Source organism: Candidatus Blochmannia sayi (nom. nud.), assembly GCF_059935855.1.
This window is the reverse complement of the sequence record NZ_CP011796.1, coordinates 309,158-330,831: the sequence shown is the minus strand read 5'-3', so window position 1 is coordinate 330,831 and position 21,674 is coordinate 309,158. Positions and strand designations below refer to the sequence as shown.

The window sequence follows — 21,674 nt, the reverse complement described above, 5'->3', positions numbered from 1 at the left end:
AACTATTATCAATTCTCTACTTTTAATAAAAAAATCAACATAGATTCAATAACAAGAGACAAGTAAAAACAGATACTGCAGCAACTAAACTGTCTATACGATCTAAAACGCCTCCATGTCCAGGAATTAAATTTCCACTATTTTTAACCCCAGCTTCTCGTTTAAACATACTCTCAGTTAAATCTCCTATTATCGCAGCTATAATTGCTACTATGGAATAAATCAATGTAATAGATGAATGTATAATAATACTTATTGAAACATATTTACTGAGTAAATACGCGGTTATTGTTGATGCTAACATACCTCCGATGAATCCTTCCCACGTTTTCTGCGGAGATACAATTTTTAATAATTTATTCCGTCCTAATGTTTTACCAACAATATACGCACTAGAATCATTAATCCAAACCAATGTTATAATATATAGCAACCACCACGTTCCAATGAAATTATCATTTATATAATGAAATTGACGTAATGTTGATACTCCTAAAAAAAATGGTAATATTGTTAATATTCCAAAGCAAAAACGTAATACATTAGATTTTATCCAAAAAATAGCAGAACTAGGATAAAATAATGTTAATAAAAACGCTAATATCCACCATACCATAGTCATGATAATATAAATATGCCGAAAAATATTCCAGTTATCGCAACACAAATAACTTTGAGACGTTGTCATCATCATCGCGATACACAATAACCCAAACATAACACACATCCACATACGATGCACATAAATAGAAAAATGCATCATTTTACTCCATTCCCATGCCCCGACTAAACAAACGATAAATATAAAAATTAAGAATTGCATAACAGATAATAAAAACAACATAGAAACTGTAACAGGAATCAATATTAACATACTAACTAAACGATTTTTGAACACATATTTTCTCCAAATCTGTATCTTTTATTTAAATTATATTAAGTAGATGTACTATTACCAAATCGACGTTCTCGTCTCATAAAAGTATTTAATGCTCTTTTAAAAATGACATCATTAAAATCAGGCCACAATACATCTGTAAAAAATAATTCAGCATACGCAATTTGCCAAAGCAAAAAATTACTAATACGATGCTCACCTCCTGTTCGAATAACTAAATCTACTGGAGCTAACTCGTTCATACAAACACATTTACACAAAGAGTCTTCATTAATTTGGTTAGGATTCAATATGCCTTCTTTTACCTGTGTAGCAAGTTGTTTTACTCCTTGAATAATATCCCATCGACCTCCATAATTTGCAGCAATATTAAGTGTAAGACCGCTATTATTAGAAGTTAATTTTTCGGAACGGTGTATATTTTTTTGTAATTCAACAGTAAACCTATCAATATCTCCTATAATTCGTAGTTTTATATTATTTTTATGAAGAACATCTATTTCATTATTTAGTGCATGAGAGAATAATTGCATCAAGGAATCTATTTCTTTATCAGGACGTTTCCAGTTTTCACTGCTAAACGCATATAATGTCAATGCATCAAATCTGTAATTTACAGCGAAATGGACAGCGCGTCGGACCGCGTTAAATCCAGCTTGATGTCCAACAATACGCAATTTTCCTCGTGTTCTTGCCCAACGACCATTGCCATCCATGATAATAGCTACATGGCGTGGCAATAAATTAGATGAAAAAGTACTAAGATCTTGATTATGTTGAGATAATATCACACTTATTTATTTCCCAAACTAAATACTTTGCTTATATTAATTAAAAAATATATAATTGACAGTTAGTTACTGTAATTGTCAGATTATTAAAATTTTTCGCAACTTTTATATGATATAATTAGCAACACAACGACCATATTATATACTATATATACAAATCATGTGAATAAATAATAATTTCTTTAATAAAAAATAATATTTGTTAATTTATAACATACATATCGATATCGCTTTTTCACGAGCCTTTTGATCAATATATAATACTTCTTCTATATCACTAGGATTTTTGAAATTTATTGCATTCAGAACACGACTAATAATATCAGGAATTGTGGTAAAAGAAATTACTCTACGTAAAAACGCGTCTACTGCAACTTCATTTGCTGCATTTAAGACAATAATTGCAGCTTGACTACAATTGCTAGCATCTATTGCTAATTGTAAACAAGGATAATGTTTATTGTTTAATTTTTCAAAATATAATTTATTAAAACAATGTATATTTACATCATTAGATAACATCTTTAATTGAATCCTATCAGGATAAGCCATTGCATAAGCAATGGGAATCCTCATATCTGGAGGAGCGAAATGTGCTAGTACATTTCCATCTTTATAGTATACCATAGCATGAACAACAGACTGAGGATGCAATAATATTTCTATCTCATCAGGTGTAGCATTGAATAAATAGCGCGCTTCTATATATTCCAATCCTTTATTCATCATGGTGGCAGAATCTACTGATATTTTACGACCCATAATCCAATTAGGATGCACACAGGCTTGCTCTGGTGTTACTGCAGACAATTTTTCCTTTGGCATTTTAAGAAAAATTCCTCCAGATGCTGTTAACACAATACGAGAAACACCATATTCAGACAAAGGAATATGTCCTAAATTATTCTGGCATGCCATTGGCAAATTTTGAAAAATTGCATTATGTTCACTATCTATAGGTAATATACAAGCATGATATTGTCTGGCTGCTTTCATAAAGAATTGCCCACAAGTAACTAAAGTTTCTTTATTTGCTAACAATATCTTCTTGCCAGCACGTAATGCGGAAAAAGTAGGTTTCAATCCAGCAATTCCAACTATAGCAGACATAACGATATCAACGTCATCTATTGCAGCTAATTCGCAGGCGTTTATTGCTCCAGATAATACTTGAATATCACATTTTCCAGCTGAGATTAAATTGTTTTTCAACATTTTCGCAGCATCTGAATGTATCATACATACATATTTTGGATTCATTTGCAAGCACTGTTCTGTCATTACAGCAACATTACTTTTAGCTACTAATGCAAATACAAAAAATTTATCAACATGTTGCTGTATTACAGAAATAGTAGCTTTTCCAATAGATCCAGTGCTACCTAAAATTGTGATGGATTTCATATGTGTAGCCGATGTGTATTAAATTGTATAAATTAATTTACTTTTTATTATGCATTATACACAATAATACTCGTATGTATTGTCACACAGTCATAATTTAAAATTTCATTAATTCTAATTCTTTTTCTGTTAAAATACCATCAATTTTCTTAATCCAAACGTTAGTTAATTTTTGAATTTCATTTTGATAAAAATGCTCTTTGTCTTCATTGATTTCTTTATTTTTAAGTAAAATTTTGGATTTGTCATTAGCAATGCGACGTATATTTCGTATAGAAATCTTACTTTTTTCTGCTTCAGCACGTATCATTTTTATTAAAGTATGACGACGTTCTTCAGTTAACGGAGGTAACGTAACTCGAATAATGTTGCCATAAGAAATAGGGATTAATCCTAAATTAGACATAAAAATAGCTTTTTCTATTAATTTAATAGTTTTATCATCAAAAACAGTAATAGCCAATGTACGCGAATTTTCTACTATAACACTTGCTAATCGATATAATGAAGTTGATACTCCATGGTAGTCTACTTGAATATTATTTAATATATTTGTAGAAATACGTCCCATATGAATATTATTTATATTTATTTTAAAGTTTTTAACACAATTTTTCATGTGTATCTCTGAATCTACTTGAATATTATTAATTTTATTCATCACATCATATACCTTTAATTTAAATTCTTTTATTTTAAAATAATTTATAAAAAATTAGCACAATTATTTCTTTTAGTTCAAATTTATGATGATTTAGTTATCAAAGTTCCTTCTTTATACCCCATTAATATTCTTTTTAATGCCCCAAACTTATTGATATTAAAAATACGTATTGGTAAATTATGGTCTCGTGCTAAAGTAAACGCTGTTAAATCCATAACTTTTAATTCACGTTCTAATACATCTTGATAACTTAATTGTTCATATAATGTAGCATCAGGATGTTTAATTGGATCAGTAGAAAATACACCATCTACTTTAGTTCCTTTAAGTACTGCATCTGCCTTAACTTCAATACCACGCAAACAAGCAGCAGAATCAGTTGTGAACAAAGGATTTCCAGTTCCAGCCGCAAAAATTACAACCCATTTGTTCGACAACAAATGAATAGCTTTTATCCAATTATAATGGTCACACACTCCATGTAATGGAATAGCTGACATTAAACGAGAATGAATATAAGCATTATGTAATGCACTTCTCATAGCCAATCCATTCATTATAGTTGCTAACATACCTATATGATCTCCAACAACACGATTAATACCAACTTTCACCAATCCGGCTCCACGAAATAAATTACCGCCTCCCATCACTATACCTATTTGTACACCGATGTTAACTAATTCTTTAACTTCTATAACCATACGATTCAATACAGTGGCATCTATCCCAAAACCTTCTGCGCCTTGCAAAGCCTCTCCGCTCACTTTAAGCACGATGCGCCGATAAATTGGTTTTGTGTGAGTTACCATGAATTATATTCCTCACAAAAATAGCATAAACAAAATCAAGCACTAACTTAATTAAAGTATTAAAGTAGAATATATATGTCAACAATTGTTCTAAATTTACTAATTCGATGAATACAAATTATTGTTGAAAAATTAAAGATATTACTATAAAAATTAAAGATCATTTTTTTTAAATAATTAAATAATTTATACATATAGAAATATATAACATAAATTATACGTCTTCACCTAATTCAAAACGAGCAAAATTATTAATTATGACATGATGTTCAGTTAATAACTGTCCTACTGTTTTGTTTGTATCCATTATAAAGGTTTGTTTTGTTAATACAATTTCATTTATAAATTTATTCATACGCCCTTCAATTATTTTTTCTGAAATTTTGTGTGATTTTGAAGATTTCATAACAATATCCATTTGAATGTTATATTCACGAGCCATTACATTTTTTGGTATATTATTCACATTAATGTACTTAGGGTTTTTGGCTGCAATATGCATAGCAATATGTTTGATGAATTTTGTAGTTGATTTTCCAACAGCAGTTACTATTACACCAATTTTTGCACCATGATGCACATAGCACCCTAACAAATCGCCTTTTAATACAATAAATCTACGAATATTAATATTCTCACCAAATCTTGCAATTACATTAGAAAGTTGTTTTGACAGTTTAGCTTTCAATATATTAATATCATTAATCTCTTCGTTTAATGCTGTCATGGTAACAGTTTTAGCAAATGCTTGAAAATTATTATCTTTGGCTACAAAATCAGTTTCGCAATTTATTTCTATCATAATACCACGTTGGTTATTAGATGTGATTTCTACTACAATTAAACCTGATGGTGTCACGCGACTAGATTTTTTTAAAACAGTCTCTAAACCGGATTTTCTTATTATATCTATAGCTAACTCAATATCTCCATTAGCCTGAACTAAAGCTTGTTTACATTCTACAATGCCAATACCGGTACGTTTACGCAATTCTTTAATTAAATCATTGTTAATATTAGTCATTTTCTCATAAATCATATCGTTGTATTAATATTTATAATATGTACAATCCTATATATATTTAATAATTATTGTATAATACATGCAGCTGCAATCATTTATACAAATTACTGAATACAATTTGTGCATATTGTGTTACATATTGTATCCAAGTATAAATTAATAGATCTCGTGGCGTCATCATTACCTGGAATAATAAAATCTATTCCGTCCGGATTAGAATTAGTATCAACTATCGCAAAAACCGGAATACCCAAGCTATTTGCTTCTTTTATAGCAATATGTTCGTGCGCTGATCCTATAGCAAAAATTGCATCTGGAAGTCCACCCATATTTTTAATACCTCCCAAACTATTTTCTAGGTTAGTTAGTTCACGATTTAAAATTAACACTTCTTTTTTAGTTAATTTTTTAAACGTACCATCTTTAGATTGAACTTCTAAATCCTTTAGACGTTTTATAGATTGACGTACTGTTTTCCAATTAGTTAACATCCCGCCTAACCAACGATGATTAACAAAAAATTGATTACAGATAATCGCTGTTTTTTTTACTGATTCACTAGCTGCGCGTTTAGTGCCTACAAATAAAATTTTTCCCTTTAACGAAACAATTTTACTTAACTCAATTAAAGCTTTTTTAAACATTGTAATAGTTATTTCTAAATTAATAATATGTATTTTATTACGTACGCCGAAAATAAAAGGCTTCATTTTTGGATTCCAATAACGAGTTTGATGACCAAAATGAACACCGGCTTTAAGCATGTCACGCATAGAAAGTTTTTCCATCATACACCTCTCAGTTAAATATAAAAATATGTTGCTTACAATGTTAATAATTATTAACATCCAAATATAGATAGATTACATAATACATGTTATACTAGATCTAGTAATTTGGATGTCGAACATCGTTCTAAAATAAACTAAAAAGACAAATAGTTAATACATGTTTTGAAACAAAATACGTCCGTTTACGTACTTCAAGTATACATGATAGAATTTATAGTTACGTATTTCATTTTAATTTAAAAAATTGTTGGTATATTTATTATATCGTATAGTTTAAATATTATAATATTGTGATTTTATTAATTATACATCTAATATAAATATTATGAATATTATTATTAAAACACCTGCGGATATAGCAAAAATGCGCATTGCGGGAAAATTAGCCGCAGAAGTATTAGAAATGATTGAATCTTATATTCAACCTGGAATGAGTACTGGAAAATTAGATACTATCTGTCATAATTATATTACACAAATACAACATGCTATCTCCGCTCCTCTCGGTTATAATGGATTTCCAAAATCTATTTGTACTTCAATCAATGATGTAGTTTGTCACGGAATTCCAAATAACTTAGACACCTTAAAAGAAGGAGATATCGTCAACATTGACATTACGGTAATTAAAGACGGGTTATACGCTGATACTTCTAAAATGTTTATTGTTGGTCAATCAACAAATTTAGGACATCGATTATGTCAAATTACTCAAGAAAGTCTTTATTTAGCAATTCGTACAATTAAACCAGGAATGCGGTTGAAAAGAATAGGTCAATCTATTCAAAAATTTGTTGAAAAACAAAATTTTTCAATAGTCCGGGAATATTGTGGGCATGGGATTGGAAAATTTTTTCATGAAGCTCCCTATGTATTACATTATAACGCTGATGACGGTGGTGTTGTGTTAAAACCCGGAATGACATTAACAATTGAACCTATGATAAATGCAGGTGGTCGCCATATTTATACTGATAATGACGGATGGACGGTAAAAACAAAAGATCAAAGTTTATCTGCACAATATGAACATACTGTTGTTATTACACAAAATGGATGTGAAGTATTAACGTTGCGTGCCGAGGAATCTTTATCAGAAATTATTTAAGATTGTAATTAACATATACGTATTTATAGTACAAGTTTTTAGATCTCTCGATAAATAAAATGAGTTTAACTATAACATACATATTTCAACACAACATATTGTTTCTTGGTTAATGCATCTATCAAAATAATAATTTTTATAAATTTTCATAATACAAAAGAAATAATTCAATTATATAATGTTTATATGTTTATTTGTCGTGATTTGTTTTAATAAATAAATTGTATATAGAAATTAACAACAATAAAAATTTTAATCAAATTAATTATTATGAATATGAAACGAATGCAGCAATTACAAACAATAATAGAATGTGCTTTTGAAAAAAAAGACAATATTTCAAAAAATTACTTTGACTCTACTATCAAAAATGCTATTCAAGAGGTAATAGATAAACTAGATGATGGTACATTACGTGTATCAGAAAAAGTTAATAATATGTGGATTACTCATCAATGGTTAAAAAAAGCAATTTTGTTGTCATTTTACGTTATGGATAATAAATTAATCACTTGGGGACATGCTCGTTTTTTTGATAAATTTCCTATAAAATTTTCCGAATGGAATACTGAATCGTTTCAAAATAAAAAGATACGCGTTATTCCACCAGCTACCGTGCGCTATGGAGCTTATATTGCTGCTAATACAGTTATTATGCCCTCTTATATAAATGTTGGCGCTTATATCGATGTAGGAACAATGATTGATACTTGGGCTACAGTTGGGTCTTGCGCACAAATTGGTAAATATGTACATTTATCTGGAGGTGCTGGTATTGGTGGCGTTTTAGAGCCTATACAAAATAATCCAACTATCATTGAAGATAATTGTTTTATTGGATCTCGTTCCGAAATTGTAGAAGGAGTAATAATTGAAAAAAATTCTGTAATTTCTATGGGAGTATTTATAGGTCAAAGCACTAAAATATATGACCGAAATAGCGGAAATATATTTTATGGGCGTATTCCGGCTGGCTCTGTTGTAATTCCTGGAAATTTACCTTCTAAAGATGGTCGTGTAAGCACTTATTGCGTAGTAATAGTAAAAACAGTTGATTCTCAAACTAGGAATAAGGTTAAAATCAACGAATTATTACGCAATATAGATTAAACCAAAGATGTTTACACACTCATTTAGTGTATCTTTCTTTGTATATGAAGAAAGTAGGTTTCATTATTGTTGTTTAATATTGTTATAGATGTTGTTGCATATATTGTTTTAATAAAATTTGTTTTTTATTCTTTTAAACATAATTAAATAATATAAATCCATGTACAGTCTTCTAGATATTTTAAAATTACCTTTACATGGAACTAAGTTAATTGAAGCTTCAGCAGGAACTGGCAAGACATATAATCTTATAATAATTTATATTAGATTATTATTGTGTCTAGGCAATAAATCAGATTTTTTCCGCCCCTTAACAGTACAAGAGATACTTGTAGTAACTTTTACTAAATCTGCAGCGCAAACTCTGCGTTATCGTATAAGAAAAAATATTCACCAATTTCGATTAGATTGTATGCGCGGATATAGTAATAATGTTTTATTTTCCAAATTATTACTACAAATTCATAATATAAATTTAGCTATTCACCGATTGTTTGAAGCAGAAAAAAAAATAGATCAAGCATCCATATTTACTATTCATGGTTTTTGCCACAGCATTCTAAAACATAATACAGTTGAATTAAACATGTTGTTTGATACAACCATCATTGATGATGACATAGTATTATATCGGCAAATATGTGCCGATTTTTGGAGACGAAATTTTTATTCGCTTCCATTAAATATAATAAGTTTAATTGAAAAATACTGGAAGAACCCAAACGCTCTTTTAAATGACATTCTTCCTTACATATACGGATCAAAACCCAATATTTTTTACTCTAATATATATGGAGATAAAAAAAATGTCATCACTTATTATGAAGAAATAATTATTTATATAAATAATATTAAAAAAAAATGGCACGAAAACAAACATAATATGATTACTATCATCAATTCTTACAATATTAATCCTAAAAAATATAGTAAAAAAAATTTAACATACTGGATAGATATAATTAATCAATGGATTAAACAACCAACAATTGACCATACCACACCTGATGCATTAAAACATTTTAGAGCAACAGAATTAAAAGTTAATAACAACTATAGCAATATTAATTACGTCAACGACTTGTTTAATATAATAGAAAAATTATATCAAAAATTATTGTTTTTTAAAGCACTAATATTAGATATCGCAATAAATGAAGTACGCAAAAATTTAAATGACACTCAACATTTGAGATCAAAAATCACTTTTAATGATATTGTTGATATACTAGTGAATAGCTTAATTAAAGATAAAGAAAACAAATTAGCACATATCATACGCACACGTTACCCAATAGCAATTATTGATGAATTTCAAGACACAGATCAGCAACAATATAAAATTTTTCATATACTATATTTCAATCGTTTAAAAAATGGTCTTATTTTAATAGGAGACCCTAAACAATCAATTTATGCTTTTCGCAGAGCTGACATATTTGCTTATATGAATATACGTCGAACAATATGTAATAAATATACCCTTAATATCAATTGGCGTTCATCATCAAATATAGTTAACGCTATTAATAAATTATTTCAATTTGTATCTAATCCATTCATTTTTAAAGATATTCCTTTTGTTCCCACAGTAACTACAAACAGAAATAATATGTATAAATTTTTAATAAATAACAAACTACAATCGGCGATGTGTTTTTGGTTGCATCCTGGGGAAACAATAACAATAGATGAATATAAACAAACAATGGCGAAAGAATGTGCCACTAATTTGCATAATTTATTATACGAAATACATAATGGCACAGCATGGTTAGAAGATTCAGAACATAAAAGAAAATTACAAATATCAGATATAACTATACTAGTACGAAATCATGAAGAAGCATCACTTATCAAATCCTCTCTATCTAACGTAAACATATCAACAATATTTTTATCTAATCATAAAAATATTTTCGAAACGATAGAGTCCTACGAATTATTATTATTGTTACAGGCTATTTTATTCCCAGAACGTCGTACGATTTGCACCGCTCTAACAACTGTCTTTTTTGGATTAAACGCAGCTGACATTGAAAATATTAACAATAATGAATCTAAATGGGAACGAATACTTGAAGATTTTTTTGAATATCATTCTATTTGGAAAAAACACGGCATATTATTAATGATACAAAAAATAATTTTTAACTATAAAGTACCAGAAAAATTATTATTTATAAAAAACGGTGAAACTAGTTTAATAAATATTTTACATTTAGGTGAATTACTGCAAAATATTTCAAAACAACTACAAGATAGATATGCTCTAACAGAATGGTTAACGGTAAAAATCACACAACCGCAAAATAGAAAACTATACGATCAAACTTTGCGATTAAGTAGTAATCATAAATTAATAAAAATTAGTACAATACACAAATCTAAGGGATTAGAATTTCCATTAACATTTTTACCATTCATGGCAGATTTTAGTTACAAAAAAAATCTATTTTTTCATGATAGAAAATCATATGAAATTTATTTAGATACTTCCATGTCAAAATCAAATTTAATATTGGCAGATGAAGAGCGTTTATCAGAAGACTTGAGATTATTATACGTAGCAATAACTCGAAGTATTTATCATTGTTCTATAGGAATTGGTCCAATAGTGCGTAGATACAAAAAACAATCTAATATTAATGATTTACATTATAGTGCTTTGGGATATTTAATTCAGAAAAAAACTTTTGGTAATGCAGAAAAGTTAAAACAACACTTAAAAATGTTGAATATCTGTTCAAATGAAGATATTTCTTTTCGTGTTATTTCACAGTCTCAAAAAAAAATACCTAATTTATCTATAACTAATTTAAATCAATCTTTATGCACAAAAAACTGGAAAACACCAAAACACATTACTTCGTGGAATGTAACAAGTTTTAGTGCATTAAAACATAACAATGTTTCTGATACATATTTAGATCTACAAAAACAATTAGAAATCAACGCAGATATTCAGCTTAAAAAAAATAGTATTTTATTAACTCAACATACTTTTCCAAAAGGAAAAGTATGTGGTAGTTTTTTTCACCATATTTTTGAAATATTAAATTTTGAAAAAGTTACAGATATAAAATGGTTATATATGCGTATGGAAAGATATAATATTGACCCTATTTGGGCATTCACTATTCAACGGTGGATATATATAATCATCAATACACCACTTAATAATGAATATTTAACTCTTGCACAGATAACTCCTAAAAATAAAAAAACTGAATTAAAATTTCATTTACCTATTAATACACATTTAACATCACAAAAATTAGATTACTTGTGCAAATATTATGATCCTCTATCACATCGATCTCCATCGCTTACTTTTTTAGAAATAAAAGGTATGTTACATGGATTTATTGATTTAATTTTTCGTTGGAATAACCAATATTATTTATTAGATTATAAAACTAATTGGCTAGGAAAAAACAACAATTCTTATATTCATTCTAAAATGGAACAAGAAATGATTAAATATAATTATGCATTGCAATATCAACTTTATACATTAGCATTACACCGGTTTTTGCGTAACAGACTAGTATCTTACAATTACGAAAAAGATTTCGGAGGAGTATATTACTTATTTATACGAGGCATGGATGGAACACCGTTTAGTAACGGTATTTGCTTTTTTCGTCCATTATTAAGATTTATTGATAAATTAGATAATTTATTTTCCGGAACATTATAATTCAAATATCCATTAAATAAATAATACTTGAATTTATTCTTTGAAAACAAAAAAAATCTCCACTTACACTCCCATCACATAAATAAGATATAAACTTCATTGGAAAACTAATACTTCTTATTTATAAACTATAAAAAAGTTAATTGTTAAATAAACTACACATATTTTGCATATATAAGGAAATATATTTCCTTTGGTTACGAGGATATATATGTTTATGCTCTTTCATGATGAAAACCACAACATTTAATGGTTATTTTTATTTTTAATTAAAAATATTATATAATGTTTTTATTGTTTAAATAAATTAACAATATTGTAATATTATAACTAATATTTTTATGGAAGATATTATTCAAAAAATTTTAAAATTTGAAATATGGCATTCATTAGACATAGAATTTGCTAATATATTAATTTCATCTATCTCGAATAATTATCAACACAATACAAAAGAAGCATTAATTTTAGCCAGCATAATATTAAGTTCCAATGTTAGATCTGGGCATGTTTGTTTGCCTTTATACTTACTTACCTCCAATAAATTATTTCAAGGATATTATACCGAGTTAGCCTGTAAAACGTATAAAAAATTGGGAAGCCCATCAATAGATGATTGGCAAGAATTATTACTTTCTTGTCCTGCAGTGAGTGATGGATCACAAGTTACTCCATTAGTACTAGATAATAAGCGTTTATATTTATATCATATGTGGAAAGATGAATGCATAGTTGCGCAATTTTTTAATTACAAAAACCAATCAAATGTTTTTCAGAAAGAAAAAATAATTTATGTATTAAATCAATTATTTCCTGTTTCTCATACACAAACTGATTGGCATAAAATAGCTACTGCTATTGCAATGACACATCAAAGAGTATTAATTTCTGGAGGACCTGGTACTGGAAAAACATCTACCGCAGCTAAAATAATAGCAGCTCTATTATTATATAGTAATAATGATAATTTAAATATCAAGATGACCGCTCCAACTGGAAAAGCAACTGTACTTTTAACTAAATCTTTTACAGCAACAATAAAAAATATTCCACAATTAAATAAATTTTATCCAGTCAATTTACCAGAAAAAGCTATTACTTTACATAGCTTGATTGGAACAAAATTATATAGAAGAAACATTCAATATAATTATTTCAACCCTATAAATTTGGATATTTTGATCATTGATGAAGCATCTATGGTCAGTTTATCTATTTTAGCTCAATTAGCCTTAGCAATTTCACCTCAAACAAAAGTTATTTTTTTTGGTGATCACCACCAATTATGTTCAATAGAACCAGGATCTATATTTAAAGATGTATGTCAGTTTTCTAATATTTGTTATTCTGTTAAACGTCGTCAGGAACTGATGGATCTTACAGGTTATACATTACCCACCACTGTATATTCTTTAAAAAAAATCATAAATCACAACTATAACAGTATTGTTGATGGCACATGTGTACTAAATAAAAATTACCGATTTAGTGAAAGCTCTGGAATTTATCAATTAGCTAATGCTATAAATTTAGGAAATCATAATCGCGCAATGTCATTATTAACTTCAAACATATACAAAGATTTATTATATATTCGTCTTATAAAAGAAAAAAGCTATATAACTATGATTAACAATTGTGCAATGATGTATTTTAATTATCTAAAAAAATTACAACATACTAAAATAGATATAATAAACATTTTAAAAATTTTTAATAATTATCGAATATTATGCGCGTTACGTGACGGACCATTCGGAGTAGTAAGACTTAATTATTATGTTGAGCAAATGCTACACGAAAAAGGATTAATCCAATTACATAATTTTGGCAATTATGTTGGTAAACCCATTATTATATTACGCAATAAACCATCATTAGATCTATATAATGGAGATATTGGAATATTTTTATTAAACAATCAAAAAAAACTTTCCGCTTATTTTATTTCACCAGAAGATAATGTTAAAAACGTGCAAATATATCAACTACCAGAATATGAAACTTGTTTCGCCATGACCATACACAAAAGTCAAGGATCTGAATTTCAACATATAGCAATAGTATTGCCTAATCAGCATATACCAATACTAACTCGAGAATTATTATATACTGCTGTTACTAGAGCTCGTCAGCATCTTTCTTTATACGCAACGGATCATGTAGTTATAAGTAGTATTAATTCTATTACACAACGTTACAGCGGACTATATGAAAGAATAAAAACACACATCACATCACCACATCACATGGACGGAGATATAACTCAATGAATTAAATTTTATACTTTATATTTACTATATCCTTAACATACTCCATATTCTTATATCTCGCAAATATAAGTAATTTATAATTTTTACTATAGTAATGTATATTATAAATAACAAACAATATGAAAAATTATTATATTACTCTGTATTTCATAACATTAAAAAAATAATGTTCTGCAGTTTTAGTAATTTTTACAATATTTTCTTCACTCAAATCAAATGGAATAACTTTACGTAAATAAGGGTCATTACTCTCTCTAAAAAAAGAATATTTAGTACCTTTCCAAGATTGTATTAGTTTTTTAAGCGCTTCTTTTTGACAAGTTTGATTTACAGATATTGTTCTAGTATCCCAATTAAATATATGATTTATCCAAGCTCCTCCAGATTGATATAACAAAAACAACGGTGTGTTTATACCAGTACAGTAACCTAATATTAAAATTAGTAATAGTTTTTTTGCTTGCAGCACAGAGAAAGTAGGAAAATGCCATATATCATTTATACCAAATAATCGACTATCTCCTTGCCCACCCATAGCACAATATGTTACATGTTCAAGCCATAATAATAATACATCTTTCATAGAAAGATGTTTGGGTACCCAACGAATCAATCCATTTTTTTGAACCATTGTTAATTCTCCAACTAATTTTATTGCATCAAATTCTAAAGAAATATCTAAGCTATATTTTTCAATCAAATGATATGTTTTGATTTGATTTGACAATATTGTCATTTTTTTATGTTGTTTAATCCAATATAATTCCCCAAATGCACCATGAGGTAAAATCCCAGAAGCACGAATTATATGATATAATTTATCGACATCTTTATTATGAATTATATAATCAATTAGTTTTACATTTAATTCATAATGATCCAATCCATCTACATCGAAAGGTTCATCATTTAATAATTTTGATATTTTTTGATCAAAATATACATTCAAACGTTTTTGAAACCATATCCGTATTGGATGACGATAAAAATTATATAAATCTTGAAATATTATTGTTTTAGCAGTAAAACAAGAGAGTGGAGTATTAAAATTTGAACACATTAATGGATAAACATTTGCATTAACAATATTTGCCGCAGGTAACCATTCGTTAGCAAAACTTTGGTTACTATCGTTAGTATTAAAATTTTTGGGAGAAAACGGGAATGGATCATGCCATTGATATAATTTTTGACGTATATATTTTGCATTAACATCTATATCTACATTTTCGTGTTCTACTAAACAAAAATTTTGAACAATATACTCAAAAAGTTCATCAATTAACGCAGAAGGATAGTTAATAGTATTATCATGAATTGAACAACCAATAAAACTAATATATATTCGTTCCTGAGCCAATAAAAATGCCAATAAAAACACGTAACAATCTCTATCATATAAATTATCATCATTTTTACGTGGATTTTTAGCTATTAAATTAAAATCTGGTAATATTTTACTACGAGGAAATTTGTCATAATTCATGCCTAAAAAACATACTACTTTATAGGGAATAAAACATATTGGGTTAATATTACAAAAATTGATTGCATTTGGTAAAAATTGATATATCGCAACATTTTGGGTTAATTTAGTATGTAAGATATTACGTAACGCTGTTATACTTATGGTTTGGGTATAATTTGCTTGTATCCCTGCTTCCAATGTATCTAAACAACAATTTTTTAAAAAAAGTATAATTTTATTATCTTTCATATCTGTGTGGTCATAATGAAAAAAATCATCAATTATTTCCTTAAAATAAGGTATCCATTCTGTTAGTGTATAAGAATAGATAAATCGATTTCTCCATTTTTTTAATGTTTTTAAAAATTTTCCTAATTGACCAATAACATTAGCATGCTCTTCATTTAAACAATCATATGGTAAGATTTTCTTCCAAATTTCATATTGGTTTCTTATAGCATAACCCAATAACATCCTAGTTAGTCCAAAATACCAAGTATTTTTATCGGTAATAGGCAAATTTAAATGATTCATAGTGATGTCATCAAGACCCCATCTAATACCTGATTCAATAGTCCATTGACGTAATAATTTATACTCTTCTTTAGTTATATTAAATCGAGATGCAATAGAAGATATTGTTAAAAATGATAAAATATCTTCAGAAGTAAATCTACTATGTGGTAAATCAAGTATGCTAAGAAAAGTTGATACAATGGGGTGTATTGTGTCCTTATAATTATGCGCGATAACAAACGGTAAATGACGATCTTGTGTGTTAAATACAGTTTGAATAGCTGATATATAACAATTTATATCTGCGGCCATAACTACTATATCTCCCGGAGACAATAACGAGTCATTTGTAATCATTGATAATAAATTATCATGTAATACTTCTACTTCTCGTTGAATACTATGACATACATGATAAGTAATTGACTGATCTTCTGAAGTCAACAATGTATGTTTTTTATGATAATTTGATAAAGTAGTATTGTGTCGCATATGTGTGTTTTTTATGTAACTATAAGATTCAAGAATATCTTTTTGTATAATATGAAGTAAAGAATCTTTTTCAGGAATTTTAAAGGATTTTAACTCAATTTTGTTTTTAAATTGATTTAAAACAGATAAAGTATCGCGACCAAAATTACCCCATGCATTTAATAAAGGATGAATAATACGAACATGATCACTATTGTAACCGGAACGATGCTGAAAAATATTCGAAGATAAATTCAATAAATGCTGATTATGCGGATTTATTTTTTGTGTTATATCGCAATCACATAGATCTTGATTAGACATATTTATCCAGTTATAAGAACAGGGATTTATAAACCATAAATAAATATCAATATGACAACTTAAAAGTTTCAATATTTCCCAATATATAGGAGGTATAAATGTCATGCCAAAAATAAATATTCTATTTGGAATATCACAGTTTATATTTTGAGCATGTTCTAAATAAGATATACAACATTTCAAAGGGTTTACGCTATTATCCAATTCCTGATTATTACTGAATGATGTACTTTTTAAAAAAATACGCCATATTTTTGATTGCCAAATTTGATGCACGTTATCTAAATAATCTATTGTTCGATTAAATTGCCAAGCATCTAACCAATCTGGACGATATATTAAATATTGATTAAATAATTCAGCAAGTTGTTCAGAAAATTGACTGATTTTTCGTTGATCAATATCATTGTGTAAATATTTCTTAATCACAGAAAATTCTTTCGTTATATACTCGCGAGATAATATTTCCATAAATTTCCAATACATAGTAGAGCGGGAAAAATCTTGTACAACAGATTTATTGAGTAATATTTTACACAATACATTTTGTATAAAAGACGTTAAAGTCATAAATTTAGTATTAAATACAATACCAAAATGTTTAGCTAACTCTATTTGTATCCATTGATCTATAATATTACTATGTTCTGTTAATATTATTTCAGATTGTATTGGATCAGATAATAATTTATCCGACATCGTATTTATCAATAGTTCTTTAAATAATTCTGCGCTATTAGAATGATAAATAGTAAACATAATCTTATTGAAATATTTAATTAAATAAAAATATATTTTTCTTTTAATTAATCAATGATAATATAATTATATATATAATAAAATTGCATGTGTATATATTATGCATACATGATTTTGATTCTTACCGCAATAACAATCAAAATATAAAGTTTTATGAAACAAAATGATTATTATACATTTACGTATTAAATACTTATATTACGCAATATAATATCAAATAAAACATTTTGTTTATAAATGGATCTTCGAAAATAGTGTACAGATAAATAACTTACTTATTCTGACAAGACCAGATAGTCTCTAGTAAATATTTCGCGCTGTATACTGTGTATATGTAAACATATAAGTATAAATATAGAAACTATAATAAATAAACATAAACACATAACAAATTTTAAATTATTTATAAACAATATATATAAGAATAATTCCAAATATGATCATAGGAAATGACAATATTTGACCCATAGTAACTATCCCATGAACCAACCCTAAATGATCATCAGGTTGACGAAAAAATTCTACAATAATACGAAATATACCATAACAAATAAGAAATAAACCAGATATACTACCTATAGGACGTGCTTTACAATTAAATTTATTTATAATAATAAATAAAATTATTCCTTCCAAAAACATTTCATACAATTGAGATGGATGACGAGGTAACATTCCATAATAATCAAATAATGATTGCCATTCAGGATGATTCTTCAATATTAACAAATCTTGATATACAGAATTAGGAAACAACATAGCCCAAGGAATATCAATGGCAACTCTGCCCCACAATTCTCCATTAATAAAATTCCCCAATCTTCCGAGTCCTAATCCAAATGGAACCGCTGGAATCACAAAATCTGATACTTTAAAAAAAGATTGACACTTTTTGCAAGAAAACCATTTTATTGATATTATTACCCCTAATAAACCACCATGAAAAGACATGCCTCCTTCCCAGATATTAAAAATCCATAGTACATTTTGAGAGAAAAAAGACCATTGATAAAACAATACATATCCAATACGCCCGCCTAACAACACTCCTAAAATACATAAACATAATAAATATTCTATGTCTTTACGAGTCCATAAAATATCATTAGAATAGTGTATACGATACAAAAACGACCACATAGCATACATAAAACCCAATCCATACATTATACCATACCAATAAAATGAAAAAGGTCCTATTGTAAAAATTATCGGATCAAATGTGTGATAATAAAGATTATGCATATTACATATTATTTGAAAATTATTTGATTAGTTACAAACCAAATATTTAATTATAACAATCAATAATCAACTGAAAAAATCAACAAAAATTTTACTTATTATAATATATATATGTCTAATTTTATAGATTAATCCAATTTTTTTAATCACTTAATATTATTTAATTGTTATTTTGTATTCTATATTATTTGATGTCATGATAATATTATTAAATGAGTAAATTAATATATATTTTATATACATATTTTTAAGAATAAAATTTGACAATATAAAACATTATAAATTAATTTATCTTCAGTTATTATATGGATAAATTATTATCATATTAATTTAATATATACTTAAATAAAAAAAATCCAACAAACCACTTTTCTAAATAATAAAATTAGTCTATCTTTCGAAAGAAATTAAATCATTGAGATCAATTATCATGTATTTAGTTCATGTTAATAACCGATCATACATATATCCTGATGATTTAATCTTACTTATTTAAATAATATTTTGATATTTTTTATTTAAAAAAAATCACATAATATAATTTCTGCAATTAGTTCAATAGTTGTTATTAATTAAGTTATTGCATTTTATTAATTTTATTAAGATTTTTTTATAAAATTATATACAATGGTAGCATGCATTTAATTTTTTTATTTGCTCACTTATGAGTCATTTGGCAAAAAATATACATTGTTATAAATTATATATGTAGTTACATTTTAATGTAAGCACTTTTTAGTAGATGTATATATATGATTAATTTATAGCAATCTTTATATAGATTATTAATAATAACCAACTCATGTTTTAACTAAAAATAAAGAAATATATTTGATATATAGTATTATTTATACAGTTTTACAATTATTTAATAAAATAATGCGGTAATTTTTTGAGGTTTTTATATAAATTATTTTATTAAAAATAACTTATATAAGTTTATTAGTTTATACTGATTAAATAATATTTAATAATTTTGTAGTTGATTTTATTTATAATAAATTACTCCATTATTTCTAACCTAAATAAATCTTCTAACTTTTGTTTTCGACGAATTTGACGAATTTGTCCATTTTCAAATAGGACTTCTGGTAATAATGGACGAGTATTGTAATTAGAAGACATGGAAGCCCCATATGCTCCAGCATCATGAAATATTAAATAATCTCCCACTTTTGCAGAACAAGGTAATTTACGTGCTAATATCATCCCATTTGAATTTTGTGTAAAAACATCTCCAGATTCACATAATGGACCACCAACAACAGTATCACGCAATTCTTCTGAAACAATACTTCTATTATCTCCCGGAATTAGAGAAATATGATGATAACTACCATACATTACTGGACGCATTAAATCGTTATATCCTGCGTCTATTAACACAAAATGACGACGACCCATTTTTTTTACTGCTCTAATTTGTGTAATTAATATTCCTGATTCAGCAACAAGAAAACGACCAGGTTCTATTTCTAACTTAACCATATGGCCTAAATATTGACTAATTTGTTGTCTTGCATCATTCCATAATTGAAAATAGTGATTTACATTTAAAATTATATCATTACACCGATACGGTATTGTTAATCCTCCACCAGCTGAAATAATCTGAACATCTATTTTGTGTTTCAAAATTTGTTTGACCATAACATCACATACTTTAGATAAATAATTATAATTAACTCCAGAGCCAATATGCATGTGAAGCCCTATTAACTGAAAATTGTACTGATGGACATAGGATAAAGCTATTGGTATATCTTCATGCCAAATACCATGTTTACTATTTTCCCCGCCAGTATTAGTTTTTTTATTGTGGCCATGTCCAAATCCAGGATTAATACGCAACCATATTTTATGTCCAGGAGAACAAGAACCCAATTGTTTTAACATATCCATTGAACCCGCATTAACAGGAATGTCTAATTCTAATATTCTGAATAACGTTTCTTCTTCCAGAAGATCAGCAGTGAAAATTATTCCATCATTTTGTTTTCCTGTTTGGAAACCAGCTAATAATGCACGTTCAATTTCTCCTAGAGAAACAGCATCTACTTTCACTCCATTATTATACATCAGTCGTAAAATATGAATATTAGAACAAGATTTTTGAGCAAATCGTATGACGTCAAATTGTTTCAATTGCTCAATACGATTAATTATAATTGATGCGTCGTACGCCCATACTGGACCTTTATATTTTCGATGTATTTTTTTTAAGTTATCGTAGTAATTGAAAATATTCTTTTTAGTAAAAATGTTATATAACATATTATTTTTTTATTGCATTTCACTAATGAGACCATTTTA

General features: G+C 27.3%; 14 protein-coding genes. 4 read left to right on the top strand and 10 right to left on the bottom strand.

Annotation, left to right across the window (positions count from 1 at the left end; translation table 11 throughout):
- Positions 1 to 34: 34 nt before the first annotated feature.
- The 7 genes from Bsayi582_RS01420 to rpsB all read right to left on the bottom strand — a co-directional run bounded on the left by Bsayi582_RS01420 (position 35) and on the right by rpsB (position 6,381).
- On the bottom strand, positions 35 to 898 hold the full coding sequence (locus tag Bsayi582_RS01420; protein WP_500816025.1) for a phosphatidate cytidylyltransferase: 864 nt from the start codon (positions 896 to 898) through the stop codon (positions 35 to 37).
- 38 nt (positions 899 to 936) lie between these two features.
- Positions 937 to 1,689, bottom strand: coding sequence for a polyprenyl diphosphate synthase (gene uppS, locus Bsayi582_RS01415; RefSeq protein WP_500816024.1), 753 nt, complete (start codon positions 1,687 to 1,689; stop codon positions 937 to 939).
- A 207-nt stretch (positions 1,690 to 1,896) separates the two neighbouring features.
- Positions 1,897 to 3,093, bottom strand: a complete 1,197-nt coding sequence (ispC, locus tag Bsayi582_RS01410) for a 1-deoxy-D-xylulose-5-phosphate reductoisomerase (RefSeq protein ID WP_500816023.1) — start codon at positions 3,091 to 3,093, stop codon at positions 1,897 to 1,899.
- 97 nt (positions 3,094 to 3,190) lie between these two features.
- Entirely contained in the window at positions 3,191 to 3,757 is a 567-nt protein-coding gene (frr, locus tag Bsayi582_RS01405; RefSeq protein ID WP_500816022.1) for a ribosome recycling factor, read from the bottom strand.
- Positions 3,758 to 3,837: 80 nt separating this feature from the next.
- Positions 3,838 to 4,569 (bottom strand): UMP kinase, encoded by a 732-nt coding sequence (gene pyrH, locus Bsayi582_RS01400; protein WP_500816021.1) that lies wholly within the window; start codon positions 4,567 to 4,569, stop codon positions 3,838 to 3,840.
- 214 nt (positions 4,570 to 4,783) lie between these two features.
- Positions 4,784 to 5,593, bottom strand: a complete 810-nt coding sequence (tsf, locus tag Bsayi582_RS01395; protein WP_500816088.1) for a translation elongation factor Ts — start codon at positions 5,591 to 5,593, stop codon at positions 4,784 to 4,786.
- Positions 5,594 to 5,697: 104 nt separating this feature from the next.
- Positions 5,698 to 6,381, bottom strand: coding sequence for a 30S ribosomal protein S2 (gene rpsB, locus Bsayi582_RS01390; RefSeq protein ID WP_500816020.1), 684 nt, complete (start codon positions 6,379 to 6,381; stop codon positions 5,698 to 5,700).
- Positions 6,382 to 6,709: 328 nt separating this feature from the next.
- On the opposite strand from rpsB, the gene map reads away from it, so the two are divergent.
- From map to recD, 4 genes are all read left to right on the top strand, one after another.
- The gene (map, locus tag Bsayi582_RS01385; protein ID WP_500816019.1) at positions 6,710 to 7,492 is read left to right on the top strand and encodes a type I methionyl aminopeptidase; all 783 of its coding nucleotides are present in this window, start codon (positions 6,710 to 6,712) and stop codon (positions 7,490 to 7,492) included.
- Between the two features lie 285 nt (positions 7,493 to 7,777).
- Positions 7,778 to 8,602: a 2,3,4,5-tetrahydropyridine-2,6-dicarboxylate N-succinyltransferase gene (dapD, locus tag Bsayi582_RS01380; protein WP_500816087.1), complete on the top strand. Its 825-nt coding sequence runs from the start codon at positions 7,778 to 7,780 to the stop codon at positions 8,600 to 8,602.
- 160 nt (positions 8,603 to 8,762) lie between these two features.
- Positions 8,763 to 12,305 (top strand): exodeoxyribonuclease V subunit beta, encoded by a 3,543-nt coding sequence (gene recB / locus Bsayi582_RS01375; RefSeq protein WP_500816018.1) that lies wholly within the window; start codon positions 8,763 to 8,765, stop codon positions 12,303 to 12,305.
- Positions 12,306 to 12,646: 341 nt separating this feature from the next.
- Positions 12,647 to 14,578 (top strand): exodeoxyribonuclease V subunit alpha, encoded by a 1,932-nt coding sequence (gene recD, locus Bsayi582_RS01370; protein WP_500816017.1) that lies wholly within the window; start codon positions 12,647 to 12,649, stop codon positions 14,576 to 14,578.
- 130 nt (positions 14,579 to 14,708) lie between these two features.
- Here recD and recC read toward each other — a convergent pair whose 3' ends face one another.
- The 3 genes from recC to lysA form a co-directional block, all read right to left on the bottom strand.
- Positions 14,709 to 18,116: an exodeoxyribonuclease V subunit gamma gene (gene recC, locus Bsayi582_RS01365; protein ID WP_500816016.1), complete on the bottom strand. Its 3,408-nt coding sequence runs from the start codon at positions 18,114 to 18,116 to the stop codon at positions 14,709 to 14,711.
- A 399-nt stretch (positions 18,117 to 18,515) separates the two neighbouring features.
- Positions 18,516 to 19,361: a prolipoprotein diacylglyceryl transferase gene (gene lgt, locus Bsayi582_RS01360; RefSeq protein WP_500816015.1), complete on the bottom strand. Its 846-nt coding sequence runs from the start codon at positions 19,359 to 19,361 to the stop codon at positions 18,516 to 18,518.
- 1,002 nt (positions 19,362 to 20,363) lie between these two features.
- Positions 20,364 to 21,635 carry a diaminopimelate decarboxylase gene (lysA, locus tag Bsayi582_RS01355; RefSeq protein ID WP_500816014.1) on the bottom strand — a complete coding sequence of 424 codons (1,272 nt, stop codon included), beginning with the start codon at positions 21,633 to 21,635 and terminating at the stop codon, positions 20,364 to 20,366.
- Between the last annotated feature and the right edge of the window lie 39 nt (positions 21,636 to 21,674).